This window comes from Leuconostoc gelidum subsp. gelidum KCTC 3527 (genome assembly GCF_000166715.1).
Taxonomy (GTDB): Bacteria; Bacillota; Bacilli; order Lactobacillales; family Lactobacillaceae; genus Leuconostoc; species Leuconostoc gelidum.
On the sequence record NZ_AEMI01000018.1, the window covers coordinates 22,194 to 38,075 of the forward strand.

Below are 15,882 nucleotides of genomic sequence, written 5' to 3' on the forward strand. Positions count from 1 at the left end.
CCAGTAATGGCTATGGAAAAAGAAGCAATCTATAATATGATGGCTGATGAGATTGCAGAACGTTTCAATATAAAACGTTCTGCCGTTACACCTGATTTAAATTTTTTGACCGACATTGATGCAGATTCTATTGATTTTGTTGAATTAATTTTGGAAGTTGAAGATATGTTTAATATCAGCATTTCAGATGAAGATTCAGAAAACTTAATCACATTACAACAGACTGTTGATTATATTGTGGCGCATCAAAGTTAAAAGGTGAGCACAGTCTAATTGACACTTACTAAAAATAAGTTTATACTAATTTGAAAGTTCGTTGAATAAAACTATTGTGTCAAAAAAAGTATGTGGTTTAAACAAAGAATTGTCCGTTTGAATGATGAACATGCTAGGGTTGTGGTTGCACGGTCATGTTAAATCAATAGCGCCATGTCATCTTTAGCATTTCTGTACAAATGAAATATTTGTGCGGAAATGTTTTTTTAATAATTGAAGCGCAACTACAGAAACTTGAAAAAATTTGAGGATTAGAATATGTCAGAAATTCAAAGAAATATGCCGTTAATTTCGCAGTTATTAGACACGTGGATCAAAGGTGAAACTAGTGAGAAATATACCCTTGCTAATTACGCTAATGCTGCCGCAATTATATTTCAAAACGTTTCTGCAGTGAATTGGGCGGGATTTTATTTGTATCATTCAGAAACGGATACGTTAGCTTTAGGGCCGTTTTTAGGCAAACCAGCCACTGCTTTGATTGCACCTGACAAAGGTGTTGTGGGCAAGGCATTTACTGCGCAGGAAACAATTGTTGTGCCAGATGTGCGTGCCTTTTCCGGACATATTGTATGTGACGTTGATTCAAATGCAGAAATCGTGATACCAATTACCACTGCAAACGGTCAAAAAATTGGTGTTTTGGATATTGACTCAACAGAAATCAGTCGGTTTGGTAAACAAGAACAGGCTGATTTAGAACATTTTGTTCAAACCTTGTTACAGTATGTTAACGCATTTTAGTTAAGTGGTGAATCACGTTGAATGCTTTTAACAAAATTAAGCGAAACGATCGGGAAACAACTAATAATACTCAAAACATTGATGTGATGACACAAAATGAGCTGCAAGTGCTTGTCATGCAAATTTCAAAAAAATATTTTGGGTTGCCATTTAAGCATATTGCAAGATTTAATACACGGTTAAAAACGACCGGGGGTCGCTATTTATTGGCCAGTCATGATTTGGAATTTAATTTTAAAATGGCTAATTTACCAGAATTTGAAGGTATCATTAAACATGAATTAGTTCATTATCATTTGCACATAAAACAACGAGGATATCAACATAAAGATTTAGATTTCAAAAAATTACTTGCACAAGTGGGTGGGTCACGCTTTGCGCCATCTTTAAAACAGGGACAAACAACACGATATTTTTGGTTATATTGTTGTGAAAATGGACATAATATTCCACGAAAACGGCGTTTTCAAGAAAAAAATTATCGTTGTGGTCAGTGTGGTGAAAAAATACGCTTTGTGGGTCAAACTAGCAATAAATGACCGTCTTCAGGTATAATGAGTGTAGACGAAATACGAAAGTGAGAATAACATGATTCAGTTGATTTTATCCGATCTTGATGAAACACTCTTAAACGATGATGGATCCATTCATCAAAAAAATATTGATGCGATTCAAAAATTTACGCAAAATGGTGGTTATTTTGTGCCAAACACTGGGCGATCATATAAATCAGTTACTGGAACGTTAAACACGTTAGGTTTAAATCAGACGAGGCAATATGTCGTGTCATATAATGGTGGAGCAATTATTGCTATTGAACCTGATGGTAAAGAAGAAGTTGTTGCCCAGCACAATATGTCGCTTGATTTAGCAAAAAAAATTTTTGAGCTTGGGCAAATTCAAGATGACGTTGATACACATATTTACACATTAGATAAATTATTTATTTATAACATCTCACCTGCTGATAAGCAGTATATGAGCGAACGACAAGTACCATATACTGAAATAACGAGTGATGATTTAACTTTTTTAGCTAATGAAAAACCAATTATGAAAGTTATTTTTGAACATAGTGAGCCAGCCGTACGGCAAAAAATTGCTGATAACGTAACAAATGAGTTAGCGCTATCAGTTTTGTTGACGTTTAGTTCAAATCGTTATGTTGAATTTAACCCCAAAGGGGTCGATAAGGGTGTAACGGGATTAGAATTGGCAGATATACTACATATCGACCATGATAATACAGCCGCTTTAGGTGATAACTTAAATGACGCTGCACAAATTAAAGCGGCAGGTATAGGTGTTGCTGTTGCCAACGCCAAACAAGAAATTAAAGATATTGCTGATATTGTGTTAACAACGACTAACAATGATGCCGCAGTTGCTGATTTTATTGAGAATTATGTGATCTAATATGAAAAATCGGCTTGCTCGTGTCATACTTGGTGTGATAACACTTATACTATTTACAGGCATTTTTTTTCTGAGTGATAGTCAACATTGGCCTGTTCATGTCACAATTGGTTTGACAATCATTTTATTTGTTATTATTAATGTTGGATTTACATGTCTTTTTTGGCAATCGCGTAAGCACTACTTAAACGAAGAAGAGGAAAATTAGATTTGCTTGATTTAACGCACGAACCGCAACCAAAATATTTTTTTCAAAGAATGATAAATTTTATTATTGTCACTTTGTTAATCATGATGGCGCCAGTACTGTTAGGTATTGCAACATTGCAAAATTCTGTTGCACGACAAGTATTTTTTGTTTTGCTAATGTTTTTAATATATGGTGTCATTGGTTATTATGCCTATCGGTTGTTAAAAAAAACCACAATAAAACCTATTTTCCATAAACCAAATATAAGATATTGGCAGCATATTTGGTTTATTGTGGGCGCTTTTCTTGTCATGATAGTTTTAGAAACAGTCATTAATCTTTTACGAATAAACTTAACCGGTGTTTCGACAACGGCAAATCAAACAGCTATTGAAAAATTAACTTCAAATTTGAATGTGACGATGGTTGGTATGATTATATACGGGGTTTTTTTGGCACCTGTTGTTGAAGAAATCATTTTCCGAGGACTAGTTATTAATTATTTTTTTCGCCAATCATGGTGGTGGGCCAGCATTATTTTATCCGGCCTGTTGTTTGCCTTCCCACATATGGGCCAGATACCGACCAATCTGGCTGATTTATTGAGCTATTTGATTTATACGAGTATGGGTATAGTGCTGGCCGTGGTATATAAAAAAACTGGCAACTTACAAGATAGTATCATGATTCATTTTATCAATAATGCGATTACAATGCTGCCACTGCTCATTATGGCAATTAGTAAGGCTATGTAATATAAAAGATGTCCTTAACTAAAATATTTTAGTTAAGGACATCTTTTTATATTGATTAATTAAAATCTTAATAATTCTTTAGATGTATGTGTATAGGAAACAAAGCCATCGTGGCTCATGTAGCCTGAATCTTCAATTCGAACGCCAGCAACACCTGGAATATAAATACCTGGCTCAATTGAAAAAACCATACCTTCTTGTAGCATAAGATCATTACCAGCCATGATTGAGGGAAACTCATGAACAGATGATCCAAGACCGTGACCTAAACGGTGTACAAAATAGTCACCATAACCTGCTTTAATAATGATATCACGCGCAATTTTATCCAGTTCACTAGCAGTCATGCCGATTTTTGCTTGCGATTGGGCGGCTAGTTGGGCTTCTAATGTCACTGCATGAATTTCTTTAGCCTTGCTGCTGACTTCTCCAAAGGCTACCGTGCGAGTGGCGTCAGAAGCATAGCCTTCTGTCATTGCACCTAAATCAAACAGTGCCATATCTCCTTGTTGTAGAGGACGTGTTGAAGTAGCGCCATGAGGGTCGGCAGCATGATCACCAAATTGTAGTAATGTGTCAAAACTCATAGCAGGGACGCCAGATTTTTTGAGATCATATTCTATTTTTGCCGCAACTGCTAATTCTGAGATGCCTTCAGCTAATGTGCGGAACCCAATATCAAATGCACGATCTGCATCATGGCCAGCAGCAACCATATGCTTAATTTCTGCTGGAGTTTTAATCAGCCTTAGATGGTTAATTTGATCAGTAATATCACTATTGAACGAGGCTGATGGATAAGCCGCTTGTAACGCATGATAGCGTGAAATTGATAGGTTATCGGCTTCGATTGCAAAAGACTGACCTGATATTGCATCTTTGATATGGGCTACAAGCTTTTCCCAAGGATTTTCTTGATCTTCGTAACCAAATGCTTGAAATTCCCAACCACTCTCTTTCATGCTGTTGACTTCCAAGGCCGGACCAAATAAAAAGGGTGATTTTCCTGATATGAGTACGAGTGCCAGCACGCGTTCAATAGGATCTGATTCAAATCCGGATAGATAAGCAATACTATGGAAATCAGTTATTATAGCGCCAGTAAGTGCCTTTTCTTCAAGCCAAGTTGTTAATGTTACTATTTTTTCCTTGTTCATAAAATAGATCCTTTTTTAAATTATTTATTAAGTACATTTTAACACTTACAATAAAAATTATCTTTTCTTGTAACAAACAGAAACAATGATGAAAACTTGTAGAAATGGCATTGTAAGCGTTTGCAATTTACTGTTTTTTTGATATAATAGGAAGGGGTCAATTATGAGGATTTTTAATTGAATAAAAAATAACAAAGAAGGTCAATTATGCAGAAAAAAAATTCAGCAACAATTTACGATGTCGCCCACCGTGTAGGCGTATCTTTAGCAACAGTTTCTCGTGTTGTTAATGGTAACAGTAATGTACGTGACTCAACAAAGCGTAAGGTTTTAGATGCAATCGAAGAACTTGGTTATCATCCAAATGCTGTTGCACGTGGCTTGGCATCGAAAAAAACAACAACAATTGGCGTTGTCATGCCAGACATAACCGATGTTTACTATTCGGAATTAGCGCGTGGCATTGATGACGTGGCAAATATGTATCATTACGATGTGCTGTTAACAAATACTGATGAAGATCCCGTGCGTGAAACAATGGCTGTGAATAATTTGGCTAGTAAGCAAGTTGATGGTATTATTTTTATGGGTAACGAGCTGGATCATGAAGTTGTGAATACAATTTCTGGGGTCAACGCGCCAGTTGTTTTGGCAGGTTCTGTTGATAGTGAAAAAAAATTACCAAGTGTCAACATTGATTATGTAGAAGCCATTAAAGAGGCCATGGAAGCGGTCATTAAAAATGGTCACGATCGTGTGGCCATCGTGACCGGACCAGTAGAACATGCAATTAACGGCATGCATCGTTTAGTTGGCTATAAAAAGGCACTTGAAGAAGCGCAAATAGAATTTGACGACTCTTTACTGTTTTCAACGCATCAAGATTATGCGGCAGGCCTTCAGGTTGCTGAAAAAATTCTGGCTACGGGTGCGACAGCAGCGCTGACATATGATGATGAGGTTGCAGTTGGTATCATGAACTATTTGCGTGATCATGGTAAAAAAATTCCCGAAGATTTTGAAATTATCACATCAAACGACACTAAATTTACGATTATAACACGACCACAAGTCACTTCTATAGGACAACCTAAGTATGATATTGGTGCCGTTGCTATGAGAATGCTGACAAAACTAATGAATAATGAAACGATTGAGCTCACACAGGTTAAATTACCGCATACTTTAGAACGACGTGGTACGACACTTAATTAAAATTATACGTTAAAGAAATAGAACCGTAACAATTGACATTCAAGCGTAAAGAAAGTAAACTGGTAAAAGTGGTTTGCTTTTTATTTTGAAGAAATATACTAGGGAAGGCTTATTTTTCAAATGGGAAAAAGACGTTACATTACAGGCTTTGATGGTTTACGTGCGATTGCAGTTATTGGTGTGATGCTTTTTCATCTGATGCCAACTAAAATTATTGGGGGCTGGCTGGGTGTGCCACTTTTTTTTGTGCTCTCAGGATATTTAATAACAGATCTTTTGATTCAAGAGTATGATAATACACAGTTTATTGCACCTATAAAATTTTATATTCGACGATTGAAACGTCTCTATCCGGCTTTGGTTTGTATGTTATTGATCAGCACTACAATTATTTTGTTGTTTGATCAACAACTTATTTACAATTTGCGGCATGTATTGATTACTAATCTGGGTTATGTGTATAATTTTTGGGCTATTAATAATGGGCAATCATATTTTCAACAATTTGGTGGCGCCTCACCTTTTACACATCTGTGGTCATTATCAATTGAAGGGCAATTTTATTTTGTTTGGCCATTTGTTGTGTGGGGTGTTTTAAAATTACGCATTAAAAAGAGATACATTTTTCTATCTTTGTTGCTTCTTTCAGGAATGAGTGCGATTTTAATGGCTGTTTTGTATCAACCAAATGCCATTAATCGCGTATATTATGGCACAGATACACGGTTATTTGCAGTTTTGTTGGGGTCTGCTTTAGCATTTGTTTGGTCATCAACTGCGTTACGGCCAGTAGTAAATAACAAAGCGCGAAACTTACTTAATAGTACAGGAATCATTTCATTAATGATTGTGATTGGTGGATTTTTGTGGCTAAATGGGCAAAAAGATGCGACTTATCAAGGTTTAATGTATCTGTTCACTATTGTGATTACCGTTTTAATCGCAGTTGTTGCGCATCCAGCATCGTGGTTTTCAAAAACATTTGATAACAAATTCTTAAACTATCTTGGCAAACGCAGCTACAGTATTTATCTCTACCAATTACCAGTATTCGTTTTTTATGAAAAATTTGTGCCGCACTATAAAACATCTTTCTTAAATATGATGATTGAGGTATTAATAGTTCTTGGCATTAGTGAGTTAAGCTATCGATACGTTGAGAAGATTTTCCGTTACACCAAGTCATTTAAACATATATTACATTGGTTTGTAGCATCACGTAATCGCTTTTTTGGTGGTGTCGTTGTCATTTTAACGTATATGTTGTTTCTAGGAAATGGGATAACTGATCATCGTGCGGGCATTGCTTTACCAGAAACAAAATTACAAAAAACATTAAAAAAGAATGAGGTTGAAGTGGCTAAGCGCAATGCAATGGCTGAAAAAGAAGGGCATACATCTGCCTCTAAAAAACAAAAAAGGACAACACTGACAGCTGATCAAAAAAAGATTGTGTCAGCTTATGGTTTAAAATCAGAACAGTATCTTGCTTTTAAAGACTTGCCGTTTAAAGCAGTTGGGGATTCCGTTATGCTAGATGCGGCGCCCTATTTGCAAGAAGTGAACAGTAATATGGTAGTTGATGCCGAAGTTGGTCGGCAATCTTATCAGACACCACAAATTATTGAACAATTAGCTAAAAGTGGGAAACTAGCCCCAAACATGTTGATTGGATTAGGAACAAATGGTGAAATTAAACGTGCAGATTTAGACCAAATAATGAAGATTTTTGGTAAAAAACGCCAAGTTTATTGGATGAATAATTTTGTCCAGAGCCGTTCATGGCAAGATGAAAATAACAAAATGCTATGGGATGCTGCAAAACATTATCCGAATTTACATGTGATTAATTGGTTCGAACTTGCTGAACAACACATTGACTGGTTTGCTGATGATGGCGTGCATCCAGGCGCAGTAGGTGATCGTAACTATGTGCGCTTATTAGTGGAGAAAGTGAGCCAAGTAAATCATATTAAATAACATGTCTGGGTCTTTACAGTCTGATTATATTCGCTTAGAATACAAGTATGGAGGAAGTGTGTAGATAAATACACACGTAAAAAATAAAAATGACTAGTTTATATCAACATGGTACGTTAGCAATGCTTATGGGTAAACAGCTTCAGGGAACAATAACAGCTGCTGAACTTTTAAAACATGGTGACACGGGTATGGGTACACTGACTGGACTCAATGGTGAAGTAATTATTTTAGAAGGTCAAGTGTATCAGGCGCAAAGTGATGGACGAGTTAATCATATTACAGACTTAGACACGTTATTGCCATTTGCATCAATTCATTTTTATAAACCAACCCAAACTTTACCTTTTGATCAGGTTGATTTTGAAACACTGAGTGATAAATTAAAATCAGCACAGTTACAAAATATTTTTTCATCAATTAAATTTCATGCTGATTTTTCGCGGATGCACATTCGTATTGCGCCACAGCAAGTACCACCATTCCCAAGCTTATTAGAAGTTGCCACGAATCAACCAGAATTTGAGGTGGCAGATATATCAGGTACTTTAATGGGTTACTATGCACCTGAAATATTTAATGGCCCAACAGCAGCTGGCTGGCATTTACATTTTTTGTCCGATGACAAATCTTTTTCGGGACATGTTTTGGATTTTTCGGCAATCAATGTGACTGGTACCCTACAAGTATTTGATGAATTTGTGCAGCATTTTCCAATTGAAAATGCTGGCTTCCGAGGCATGTCACTTGACCTAGATGGCTTACATGCTGGTATTGAAGCCAGTGAAGGAGGAAAAAAATAATGGTTCAAAAACCATTAGTGATTGGTATTACAGGTGGATCTGGTTCGGGCAAGACAACGGTTAGTCGCGAACTCGTGCGCCGTTTAACAACGGACGGTTCTTCTGCAATTTTGTTACAACAAGATTCATATTATATAGACCAATCTGAAAAACCAATGTCTGAACGTATATTAACCAATTATGATCACCCAGATGCTTTCGAAACAGATTTGTTTGTTTCGGATTTGCGTCGTTTGTCACGGCATGAATCTATTAATAAGCCAATATATGATTATGAACAATATACACGTTCTCAAGAAGTTGAAAGTGTTGGGCCGGCAGATGTTGTGATTGTTGACGGGGTCTTATTATTTAATGATGCGCGTGTGCGTGATTTACTTGATATGAAAATTTTTGTTGATACAGATGATGATATCCGTTTCTTGCGCCGCTTAGAACGTGATATTGAAGAACGGGGTCGCACTGTTCGTGGTGTGATTGAACAATACTTGGCGACTGTTAAACCAATGTATCATCAATTCGTTGAACCAACGAAGCGCTACGCAAATATTATTGTCCCAGAAGGGGGCGAAAATTTAGTAGCAATTGATATGTTAACAAATCAAGCCAAGGCGATGATTAATCACTCTAAATGATATGTTTTGGCCATGACTTATGACTTGGCGAAAAAAAGATTGTCCAATTTGGACAATCTTTTTTAGTGTGAACGCGTTTCTTCAATAACATTCCGCATAGTATCAACAACATTTTGTGTGTTTTTAGATAATTGTGAACCGACAATTGTAAATAAGGTATCAATAATAGTAATTTGAGCAATCAGAGAACTCATAGACTCGCTTCGAAAATTGATTTCTTCAGCAAGCGAGAGTAAAACCAGATCGGCTGCTTTAGATAAAGGTGAATCAGCAAAAGAAGTGATTGCAATAACTTTGACGCCATTTTCCTTTAGTTTTTGAGCAATAAGTAAAGTATCTTTATTACGACCTGAATGAGAAATGACAACTGCAGCATCATCTGCATCTAATTTGACTGCTTGCATCAGTTGTATATCATAATCAGGATGTGCAATAACATCAAGTGGCGTGCGTAAAAACTTGTGATAGGCATTAAAAGCTACAATAGACGAGCCGCCTATGCCAAAAAAGCCGACACGTTTAGCATGAATCAAGTATTGGCTGGCATCATCTAGCAAAGCAGGTGTCAAATTATTAATGGTCGCGTTTAGTGCATTAGTCGCGCCAGCAAAAACTTTTTGTCCGATCGCTGCAGTATCATCGTCATCAGTAATTTCACCAAAGAAGTCAGATGTCGCTGACATTGGTGCGCTTGCCAATGCGACAGAAAAATCACGAAAAGAATCGAAGCCGACTTTTTTTGCAAAGCGAGAAATAGTTGCAGTAGAAACACCAGATCCAAGAGAGAGTTCTTGAATAGTTGATTCTCCCGCAAGATTAGTTTCTCGAATGACATAATCAATTAATTTATTTTCGGTTGTATTGAATTGTTTTTTTTGAGCGCGAAGCTGCGCTATAATGTTGTGTGACATAGTTTAATATTTCCTAAATGAGTTTAGTCGAAAATGTGACTTTTTTGCAACGCAGTAATCTTTTGCAATATCGATTGAATACATTAAGTATACAAGATTAGAAAATTATTTACAATAATAGGTTGCAATATGTAAATAGTTTTCATATAATGAATATGTAACAAAAATACAAAAAATAAGAGGTAAGCAAAACATGAAGTTTGCGATGATCGGCCTTGGTAAGATGGGCTTGAACTTAGTTAAGAACGCTGTTGATAATGGTCATGAAGTTGTAGCATTTGATTTGAATGCTGATTTCGTTAAGGAAGCAACCGACTATTCATCATCAGTTGAAAGTGCATCAGACATCGATGATATGTTGTCAAAGTTGCCTTCACCTAAGGCTGTTTGGGTAATGGTACCAGCAGGTATCCCAACAAACTCAACAATCGATACTTTGATTGAAAAGATGGACAAGGGCGACATCATTATTGATGGTGGTAACTCTAACTATAAGGACAATTTGGAGCAAAACAAACGCACAACTGCTGCTGGTATTAAGTTCTTTGATGCCGGAACATCTGGTGGTATGAGCGGTGCCCGTAATGGTGGTAATTTCATGATTGGTGGCGATGATGCTCAAGCTTGGAAGATTATTGAACCACTCTTTGAATCAATTGCTGAAGAAGATGGTTACTTGTACACAGGCCGTCTTGGTTCTGGACACTATTTGAAGATGGTTCATAATGGTATCGAATATGGTATGATGCAAGCAATCGCTGAAGGCTTTGAAGTTTTGGAAGCGTCACAATTTGATTATGATTATGAAGCAGTTTCAAAATTGTGGAACCACGGATCTGTTATCCGTTCATGGTTGATGGAACTAGCCGAGGAACAGTTTGCCAAGGATCCTAAGTTAGATGCCATTGCTGGTCGTATGCACTCATCTGGTGAAGGTCAGTGGACTGTTCAAGAATCATTAGACCTTGGCGTGCCAGCACCTGTTATCTATTTGTCACTTGCAATGCGTTACCGTTCATTACAAGATGACACGTTTACAGGTAAGGTTGTTTCAGCCTTGCGTAACGGCTTTGGCGGTCACGCAATGGATTCATCTAAATAATTAATGATATAAGTGCTGTTCAATAGTTGAACAGGGGCTCCCGGTAAGGGAGCTTTTTCTGTCTTGAGTGAATATTGTTTAGCGGTTAGCAAAGAGTTAAGGAAAAATTATGGAATATATGATTGGCGTCGATTTAGGTACAACAGCGACAAAAGCAGTTTTATTTGATGATCAGAATCAAGTTGTTACAACTGTTAGCAAAGCATATCCGTTATACCGTGATTTACCAGATATGGCTGAAGAAGATTTAGACGAAATCTTTGATGCGCTAATGGATGCTTTGCATGATATTGTGCGTGAAGCTCACTTTAAGAAGGACGATGTGGTTGCTGCCGTCTCATTTTCATCGGCTATGCATTCATTAATTGCATTTGATGAAGATTGGCAACCACTGACTCGTGTTATTACATGGGCCGATACACGTGCTGTAAAATATACAGAAAAATTAAAAGAATCGGGTCTTGGTGACGAAATCTATAAAAAAACCGGCACACCGATTCACCCAATGGCACCTTTATCAAAATTACTATGGTTGCAAGCAGAACATCCTGATATTTATAATCGTGCCGCACATTACTTAGGTATCAAGGAATATTTATTCCATCGTTTGTTTGGTACAAACAAAATGGATATTTCTTTGGCTTCCGGTACGGGATTATTTAACATTTTCAATCTTGATTGGGATGAACAAGCTTTAAAAGTTACTGGTATACATAAAGAACAATTGCCAACACCGGTTGAACCATATGAATACGAAACTGAAATGGCGACAGAGTATGCTGTGATTACGGGCCTACCAAGTAGTACACCATTTGTTTATGGTGCAGGTGATGGTCCCTTATCTAATTTAGGTGTTAATGCGGTTAAACCTGGTGTTGCAGCAATTACGATTGGGACGTCAGGTGCCATTCGTGTCGTCTCAGATCAACCAGTGATTGATCCAAAGGGGCGAACATTTACTTATGCTTTGGATAAGGATCATTGGGTAATTGGTGGACCTGTTAACAATGGTGGGGATGTCTTTCGATGGGCGCGCGACAATATGTTTGATGCCGAAAAATCAACGGCTGCTTTGCTTGGAACGGATGCTTACGATTTAATGACACAGATTGCTTCGCGAGTTCCTGCGGGTTCTGAAGGTTTGATTTTTCATCCCTATTTAGGTGGGGAACGTGCACCCATTTGGGATGCAAACGCTCGAGGGTCATTCTTTGGTTTAAATCACGGACATACACGAGCACATATGTTGCGAGCTGTTCTTGAAGGTATCACATTTAATATTTATATGGTTAGTTTAGCGTTAGAAGAAGTTGTTGGTGATCTAAAATCGATTCAAGCAACTGGTGGATTTGCGCGTTCACCATTATGGCGTCAAATGTTTGCTGATATTTTTGAACAACCTGTTACTGTACCAGAAGCGTTTGAGTCTGGGGCGCTAGCTGCAGTGATTGTGGCACAAAAAGCTTTGGGAAAAATTGATGATTTATACGAAATTGAAAAGTACGTTGGCAATTCAAATACGTATCAACCAATGCCTGAAAATTTTGACGCCTATCGTGAATTAGCGCCTATTTTTATTCGTTTATCTCGACAGTTACAGACTGAATATGAGAATATTGCAAATTATCAAAGAAAACATGCTAAGTAAATACAGATAATAAGTGAGTCAGTTAATTTTTTCATATTTGATTCATTAATATCTCTTGTTATAATAAATAATTGTTTAGGAGAAAACGCGTTGTTAAGGATACGCGTTATATAAATAACATGGAATTTGTCATGTTGATTGTATCAATTTTGATCTTGTTGCTCTTGATAGCTAAGTTCAAATTAAATACATTCGTTTCATTAATTATTACAGCTTTTATTTTGGCTTTGCTACTCGGTATGAAGCCTATGCAAATTCCAGATGCTGTATTAGGATCACAAGGTGTTGGGAATATCTTGGGACCTAATTCTGTTATCTTTATTTTTGGTGGCATGATTGGTCGACTAGTTGCCGATGCTGGCGGTTCATATCGCATTGCTAAAACGTTGATTGACTGGTTTGGTGTCAAGCGCTTACAGTGGGCGGTATTGATTGCGTCGTTTATTATTGGTATTTCAATGATCTTCGGTGTGGGCATGGTATTATTAATTCCTATTGTGTTTGCTGTTGCGATTGAATCAGGGGTACCATTACTTTATCTCGGTATCTCGATGACTGCCGCACTATCATCTGCACAAGGATTTTTGCCGCCTCAGCCAGCACCAACGGCGGTTGCGTCAGCATTGGGTGCTAATATTGGTATGATGCTGATCTTTGGACTAGTTGTCTCAGTTATCACAGCTATTGTTGCGGGACCACTATTTACAAAATTGGCACAAAAATATGCGCCTGATGCATTTCAATTTAAAACTGAAATTGCCGCAGTGGGCCCCGTGAAAGAATATGATTTAAAAGCAACACCTAATTTTGGATTATCTGTGTTAACTTCGATATTTCCGTTAATATTTATGATTATTGCAACAATTTATAAACTGATTTACACGGGTGGTGTGACACCCAAAAATCCAACTTTGATGGATCAAATTATTGAATTTGCTGCTAATCCGGCAGTTGCAATGACGATTGCTTTGGTTTTTGCAATATTTACAATGGGTATTTGGCAACATAAGTCGATGACCGAGGTGGGCAAATCACTGAATGCCGGTATGGCAGCAGTCGCTGGTATTTTGTTAATTGTTGGTGGCGGTGGCGCTCTGCGTGGTGTATTGGTGACATCAGGTTTGTCAGATAAAATTGCATCGACATTCCAGTCGGGTGGTGCCATGAGCCCAATTGCTGTTGTACTATTTGCTTGGGGTGTTGCAGCAATTTTGCGTATTTCAGTTGGTTCAGCTACGGTAGCTGGTATGACAGCTGCAGGTATTGTCACAGGTATTTTAGCTGCTAATCCAGGTAATACACTATTACCAGTGTTCGTGGCATTAGCTATTGGTGCAGGTTCACTCATTGCGTCACATGTCAATGATGCCGGTTTTTGGATTTTTAAAGAATTTTTCGATTTATCGGTTAAACAAACTTTTCAAATTTGGACAGTGCTTGAAACAATCATTTCAGTGACTGGGCTAGTAATCATTTTAATTATGACGGCTATATTTGCATAATATATTTAAAACAGAATTTCGATTCTGTTTTTTTGTTGACAATAAGATTAGAAAATGTTAATATTGTCAAGTAACTTTTGTAACCTTTGGAGGGATAAATATATGTCGGAATCAAAATTAAAAACTGGGTGGTTTCATAAAGCGAGCCCATCGAGCTTTGCTAGTAGTGATGCACACCTACGTAAAACACTAGGGGTTAAAGAGATGTTGGCACTAGGGATTGGTACAATTGTATCAACTGCCATCTTCACACTGCCTGGTATCGTGGCTGCGAATCATGCTGGACCGGCGGTTGCAATTTCGTTTGTCATTGCTGCTATTGTATCTGGGTTGGCCGCTTTTGCTTACTCTGAATTTGCGTCTGCTTTACCATTTGCTGGTTCAGCTTACACTTGGGCAAATGTTGTTTTTGGAGAAGTGTTTGGCTGGATTGCTGGCTGGGCGCTTTTAGCGGAATATTTTATCGCCGTTGCCTTTGTTGCATCTGGTTGGTCAGCAAACTTTAAACTATTTCTTGGATCACACAATCTAGTCTTGCCGCCTGCCTTAGCAGGATCATTTGCTGCTGGAAATGGTGGAATGATCGATATCGCTTCGTTATTTGCAGTTTTAATCGTAGCTGTTTTATTATGGCGCGGAACGAATACAACAGCTCGTGTCGAAAATGTACTGGTTGTTGGTAAAGTGTTAGTTATTTTGATTTTCATTGGCGTCGGTTTAACTGCCATTCATCCAGGTAACTACGTACCATTTATTCCAGCTCATAAGCCTGGTACAGACTTTGGTGGTTGGTCTGGAATATTTGCTGGTGCCTCTCAAATTTTCTTGGCTTATATTGGGTTCGACTCTATTGCTGCAAGCTCAGCTGAGGCCAAAGATCCCAAAAGAACGATGCCACGGGGTATTATCGGGTCTTTGATTATTGCAACAATACTTTTTGTAACAGTAGCATTGGTCTTAGTTGGTATGTTCCACTATTCAAAATATGCCAATAATGCGGCTCCTGCTGCATGGGCATTGTTGCACTCTGGACATGAATTTACATCTAATTTGTTATCGATTGTGGCTTTGATTGGTATGTTTACGGCAATTATCGGTATGATGCTTGCTGGTTCACGATTATTGTATGCCTTTGGTCGAGATGGTCTACTACCTGCTTTCTTAGGAAAAGTTAATGATAAGGGTCTCCCTAACAATGCTTTGTTAGTATTGTCAATTATTGCTATTTTGATTGGTTCTGTATTTAGCTTTACAGAGTTAGCCGGATTAATTTCTGCGGGTACATTAATTGCATTTATAATTGTTTCACTTGGGATTTATGCATTGCGTCCCCGTGAAGGCAAAGATATTCAAGAACCAGGATTTAAAATGCCATTTTATCCAGTCATGCCAGCGCTGTCAGCATTAGGATCTGGATTTATTTTCTATGAATTAGACAATCAAGCAAAATTATATGCTTTTGGATGGTTTGTTATAGGTTTAATTATTTACGCTGTTTACGGTGCTAGACACAGTAAAATATCACGCAAATAAATTTTGAAAGTCCTG

16 protein-coding genes are annotated in these 15,882 nt (G+C 37.5%); 14 read left to right on the top strand and 2 right to left on the bottom strand.

Annotated features, from left to right (window positions below; all coding sequences use genetic code 11):
- The first annotated feature begins 6 nt into the window (after positions 1-6).
- The 6 genes from EUI_RS0104915 (at position 7) to EUI_RS0104940 (ending at position 3,381) form a co-directional block, all read left to right on the top strand.
- A complete protein-coding gene (locus tag EUI_RS0104915) occupies positions 7-255 on the top strand; it encodes an acyl carrier protein (RefSeq protein WP_029508522.1) in 249 nt (82 codons plus the stop codon).
- A 279-nt stretch (positions 256-534) separates the two neighbouring features.
- A complete protein-coding gene (locus EUI_RS0104920) occupies positions 535-1,020 on the top strand; it encodes a GAF domain-containing protein (protein WP_010016524.1) in 486 nt (161 codons plus the stop codon).
- 86 nt (positions 1,021-1,106) lie between these two features.
- Positions 1,107-1,559, top strand: a complete 453-nt coding sequence (locus EUI_RS0104925; RefSeq protein WP_029508523.1) for a SprT family protein — start codon at positions 1,107-1,109, stop codon at positions 1,557-1,559.
- Between the two features lie 49 nt (positions 1,560-1,608).
- Entirely contained in the window at positions 1,609-2,436 is an 828-nt protein-coding gene (locus EUI_RS0104930) for a Cof-type HAD-IIB family hydrolase (RefSeq protein WP_010016527.1), read from the top strand.
- Between the two features lies 1 nt (position 2,437).
- Entirely contained in the window at positions 2,438-2,644 is a 207-nt protein-coding gene (locus EUI_RS0104935) for a hypothetical protein (RefSeq protein WP_010016528.1), read from the top strand.
- A 2-nt stretch (positions 2,645-2,646) separates the two neighbouring features.
- Positions 2,647-3,381, top strand: a complete 735-nt coding sequence (locus tag EUI_RS0104940; protein WP_010016529.1) for a CPBP family intramembrane glutamic endopeptidase — start codon at positions 2,647-2,649, stop codon at positions 3,379-3,381.
- 59 nt (positions 3,382-3,440) lie between these two features.
- Here EUI_RS0104940 and EUI_RS0104945 read toward each other — a convergent pair whose 3' ends face one another.
- Positions 3,441-4,538, bottom strand: a complete 1,098-nt coding sequence (locus EUI_RS0104945; protein WP_010016530.1) for a M24 family metallopeptidase — start codon at positions 4,536-4,538, stop codon at positions 3,441-3,443.
- A gap of 207 nt (positions 4,539-4,745) precedes the next feature.
- Here EUI_RS0104945 and ccpA point away from each other — a divergent pair, with 207 nt between their 5' ends.
- The 4 genes from ccpA to udk all read left to right on the top strand — a co-directional run bounded on the left by ccpA (position 4,746) and on the right by udk (position 9,171).
- Positions 4,746-5,753, top strand: a complete 1,008-nt coding sequence (gene ccpA / locus EUI_RS0104950) for a catabolite control protein A (RefSeq protein ID WP_010016532.1) — start codon at positions 4,746-4,748, stop codon at positions 5,751-5,753.
- Between the two features lie 120 nt (positions 5,754-5,873).
- Positions 5,874-7,733, top strand: coding sequence for an acyltransferase family protein (locus tag EUI_RS0104955; RefSeq protein WP_010016534.1), 1,860 nt, complete (start codon positions 5,874-5,876; stop codon positions 7,731-7,733).
- 89 nt (positions 7,734-7,822) lie between these two features.
- Positions 7,823-8,536 (top strand): acetolactate decarboxylase, encoded by a 714-nt coding sequence (budA, locus tag EUI_RS0104960; protein WP_010016536.1) that lies wholly within the window; start codon positions 7,823-7,825, stop codon positions 8,534-8,536.
- Positions 8,536-9,171: a uridine kinase gene (gene udk / locus EUI_RS0104965; protein WP_010016537.1), complete on the top strand. Its 636-nt coding sequence runs from the start codon at positions 8,536-8,538 to the stop codon at positions 9,169-9,171. The genes budA and udk overlap by 1 nt, the downstream gene beginning before the upstream one ends.
- Before the next feature lie 62 nt (positions 9,172-9,233).
- On the opposite strand, the gene EUI_RS0104970 is transcribed toward udk, so the two are convergent.
- Positions 9,234-10,082: a MurR/RpiR family transcriptional regulator gene (locus EUI_RS0104970; RefSeq protein WP_010016538.1), complete on the bottom strand. Its 849-nt coding sequence runs from the start codon at positions 10,080-10,082 to the stop codon at positions 9,234-9,236.
- A gap of 193 nt (positions 10,083-10,275) precedes the next feature.
- On the opposite strand from EUI_RS0104970, the gene gnd reads away from it, so the two are divergent.
- From gnd to EUI_RS0104990, 4 genes are all read left to right on the top strand, one after another.
- A complete protein-coding gene (gene gnd / locus EUI_RS0104975) occupies positions 10,276-11,184 on the top strand; it encodes a phosphogluconate dehydrogenase (NAD(+)-dependent, decarboxylating) (RefSeq protein ID WP_010016539.1) in 909 nt (302 codons plus the stop codon).
- Between the two features lie 109 nt (positions 11,185-11,293).
- Positions 11,294-12,832 carry a gluconokinase gene (gene gntK, locus EUI_RS0104980; RefSeq protein WP_010016540.1) on the top strand — a complete coding sequence of 513 codons (1,539 nt, stop codon included), beginning with the start codon at positions 11,294-11,296 and terminating at the stop codon, positions 12,830-12,832.
- A gap of 119 nt (positions 12,833-12,951) precedes the next feature.
- Complete coding sequence (locus EUI_RS0104985) at positions 12,952-14,334, top strand: gluconate:H+ symporter (RefSeq protein WP_010016541.1); 1,383 nt, start codon at positions 12,952-12,954, stop codon at positions 14,332-14,334.
- A 102-nt stretch (positions 14,335-14,436) separates the two neighbouring features.
- A complete protein-coding gene (locus EUI_RS0104990) occupies positions 14,437-15,867 on the top strand; it encodes an APC family permease (protein WP_010016542.1) in 1,431 nt (476 codons plus the stop codon).
- Positions 15,868-15,882: the final 15 nt, after the last annotated feature.

What these genes read in the sequence shown, in the direction of transcription:
- EUI_RS0104990 (WP_010016542.1), top strand. Translation starts at nt 14,437, where the DNA reads ATGTCGGAATCAAAATTAAAAACTGGGTGGTTTCATAAAGCGAGCCCA.
- EUI_RS0104955 (WP_010016534.1), top strand. Translation starts at nt 5,874, where the DNA reads ATGGGAAAAAGACGTTACATTACAGGCTTTGATGGTTTACGTGCGATT.
- gntK (WP_010016540.1), top strand. Translation starts at nt 11,294, where the DNA reads ATGGAATATATGATTGGCGTCGATTTAGGTACAACAGCGACAAAAGCA.
- EUI_RS0104935 (WP_010016528.1), top strand. Translation starts at nt 2,438, where the DNA reads ATGAAAAATCGGCTTGCTCGTGTCATACTTGGTGTGATAACACTTATA.
- EUI_RS0104985 (WP_010016541.1), top strand. Translation starts at nt 12,952, where the DNA reads ATGGAATTTGTCATGTTGATTGTATCAATTTTGATCTTGTTGCTCTTG.
- EUI_RS0104970 (WP_010016538.1), bottom strand. Translation starts at nt 10,082, where the DNA reads ATGTCACACAACATTATAGCGCAGCTTCGCGCTCAAAAAAAACAATTC.
- EUI_RS0104945 (WP_010016530.1), bottom strand. Translation starts at nt 4,538, where the DNA reads ATGAACAAGGAAAAAATAGTAACATTAACAACTTGGCTTGAAGAAAAG.
- EUI_RS0104925 (WP_029508523.1), top strand. Translation starts at nt 1,107, where the DNA reads ATGACACAAAATGAGCTGCAAGTGCTTGTCATGCAAATTTCAAAAAAA.
- gnd (WP_010016539.1), top strand. Translation starts at nt 10,276, where the DNA reads ATGAAGTTTGCGATGATCGGCCTTGGTAAGATGGGCTTGAACTTAGTT.
- EUI_RS0104920 (WP_010016524.1), top strand. Translation starts at nt 535, where the DNA reads ATGTCAGAAATTCAAAGAAATATGCCGTTAATTTCGCAGTTATTAGAC.
- ccpA (WP_010016532.1), top strand. Translation starts at nt 4,746, where the DNA reads ATGCAGAAAAAAAATTCAGCAACAATTTACGATGTCGCCCACCGTGTA.
- budA (WP_010016536.1), top strand. Translation starts at nt 7,823, where the DNA reads ATGACTAGTTTATATCAACATGGTACGTTAGCAATGCTTATGGGTAAA.
- udk (WP_010016537.1), top strand. Translation starts at nt 8,536, where the DNA reads ATGGTTCAAAAACCATTAGTGATTGGTATTACAGGTGGATCTGGTTCG.
- EUI_RS0104930 (WP_010016527.1), top strand. Translation starts at nt 1,609, where the DNA reads ATGATTCAGTTGATTTTATCCGATCTTGATGAAACACTCTTAAACGAT.
- EUI_RS0104915 (WP_029508522.1), top strand. Translation starts at nt 7, where the DNA reads ATGGCTATGGAAAAAGAAGCAATCTATAATATGATGGCTGATGAGATT.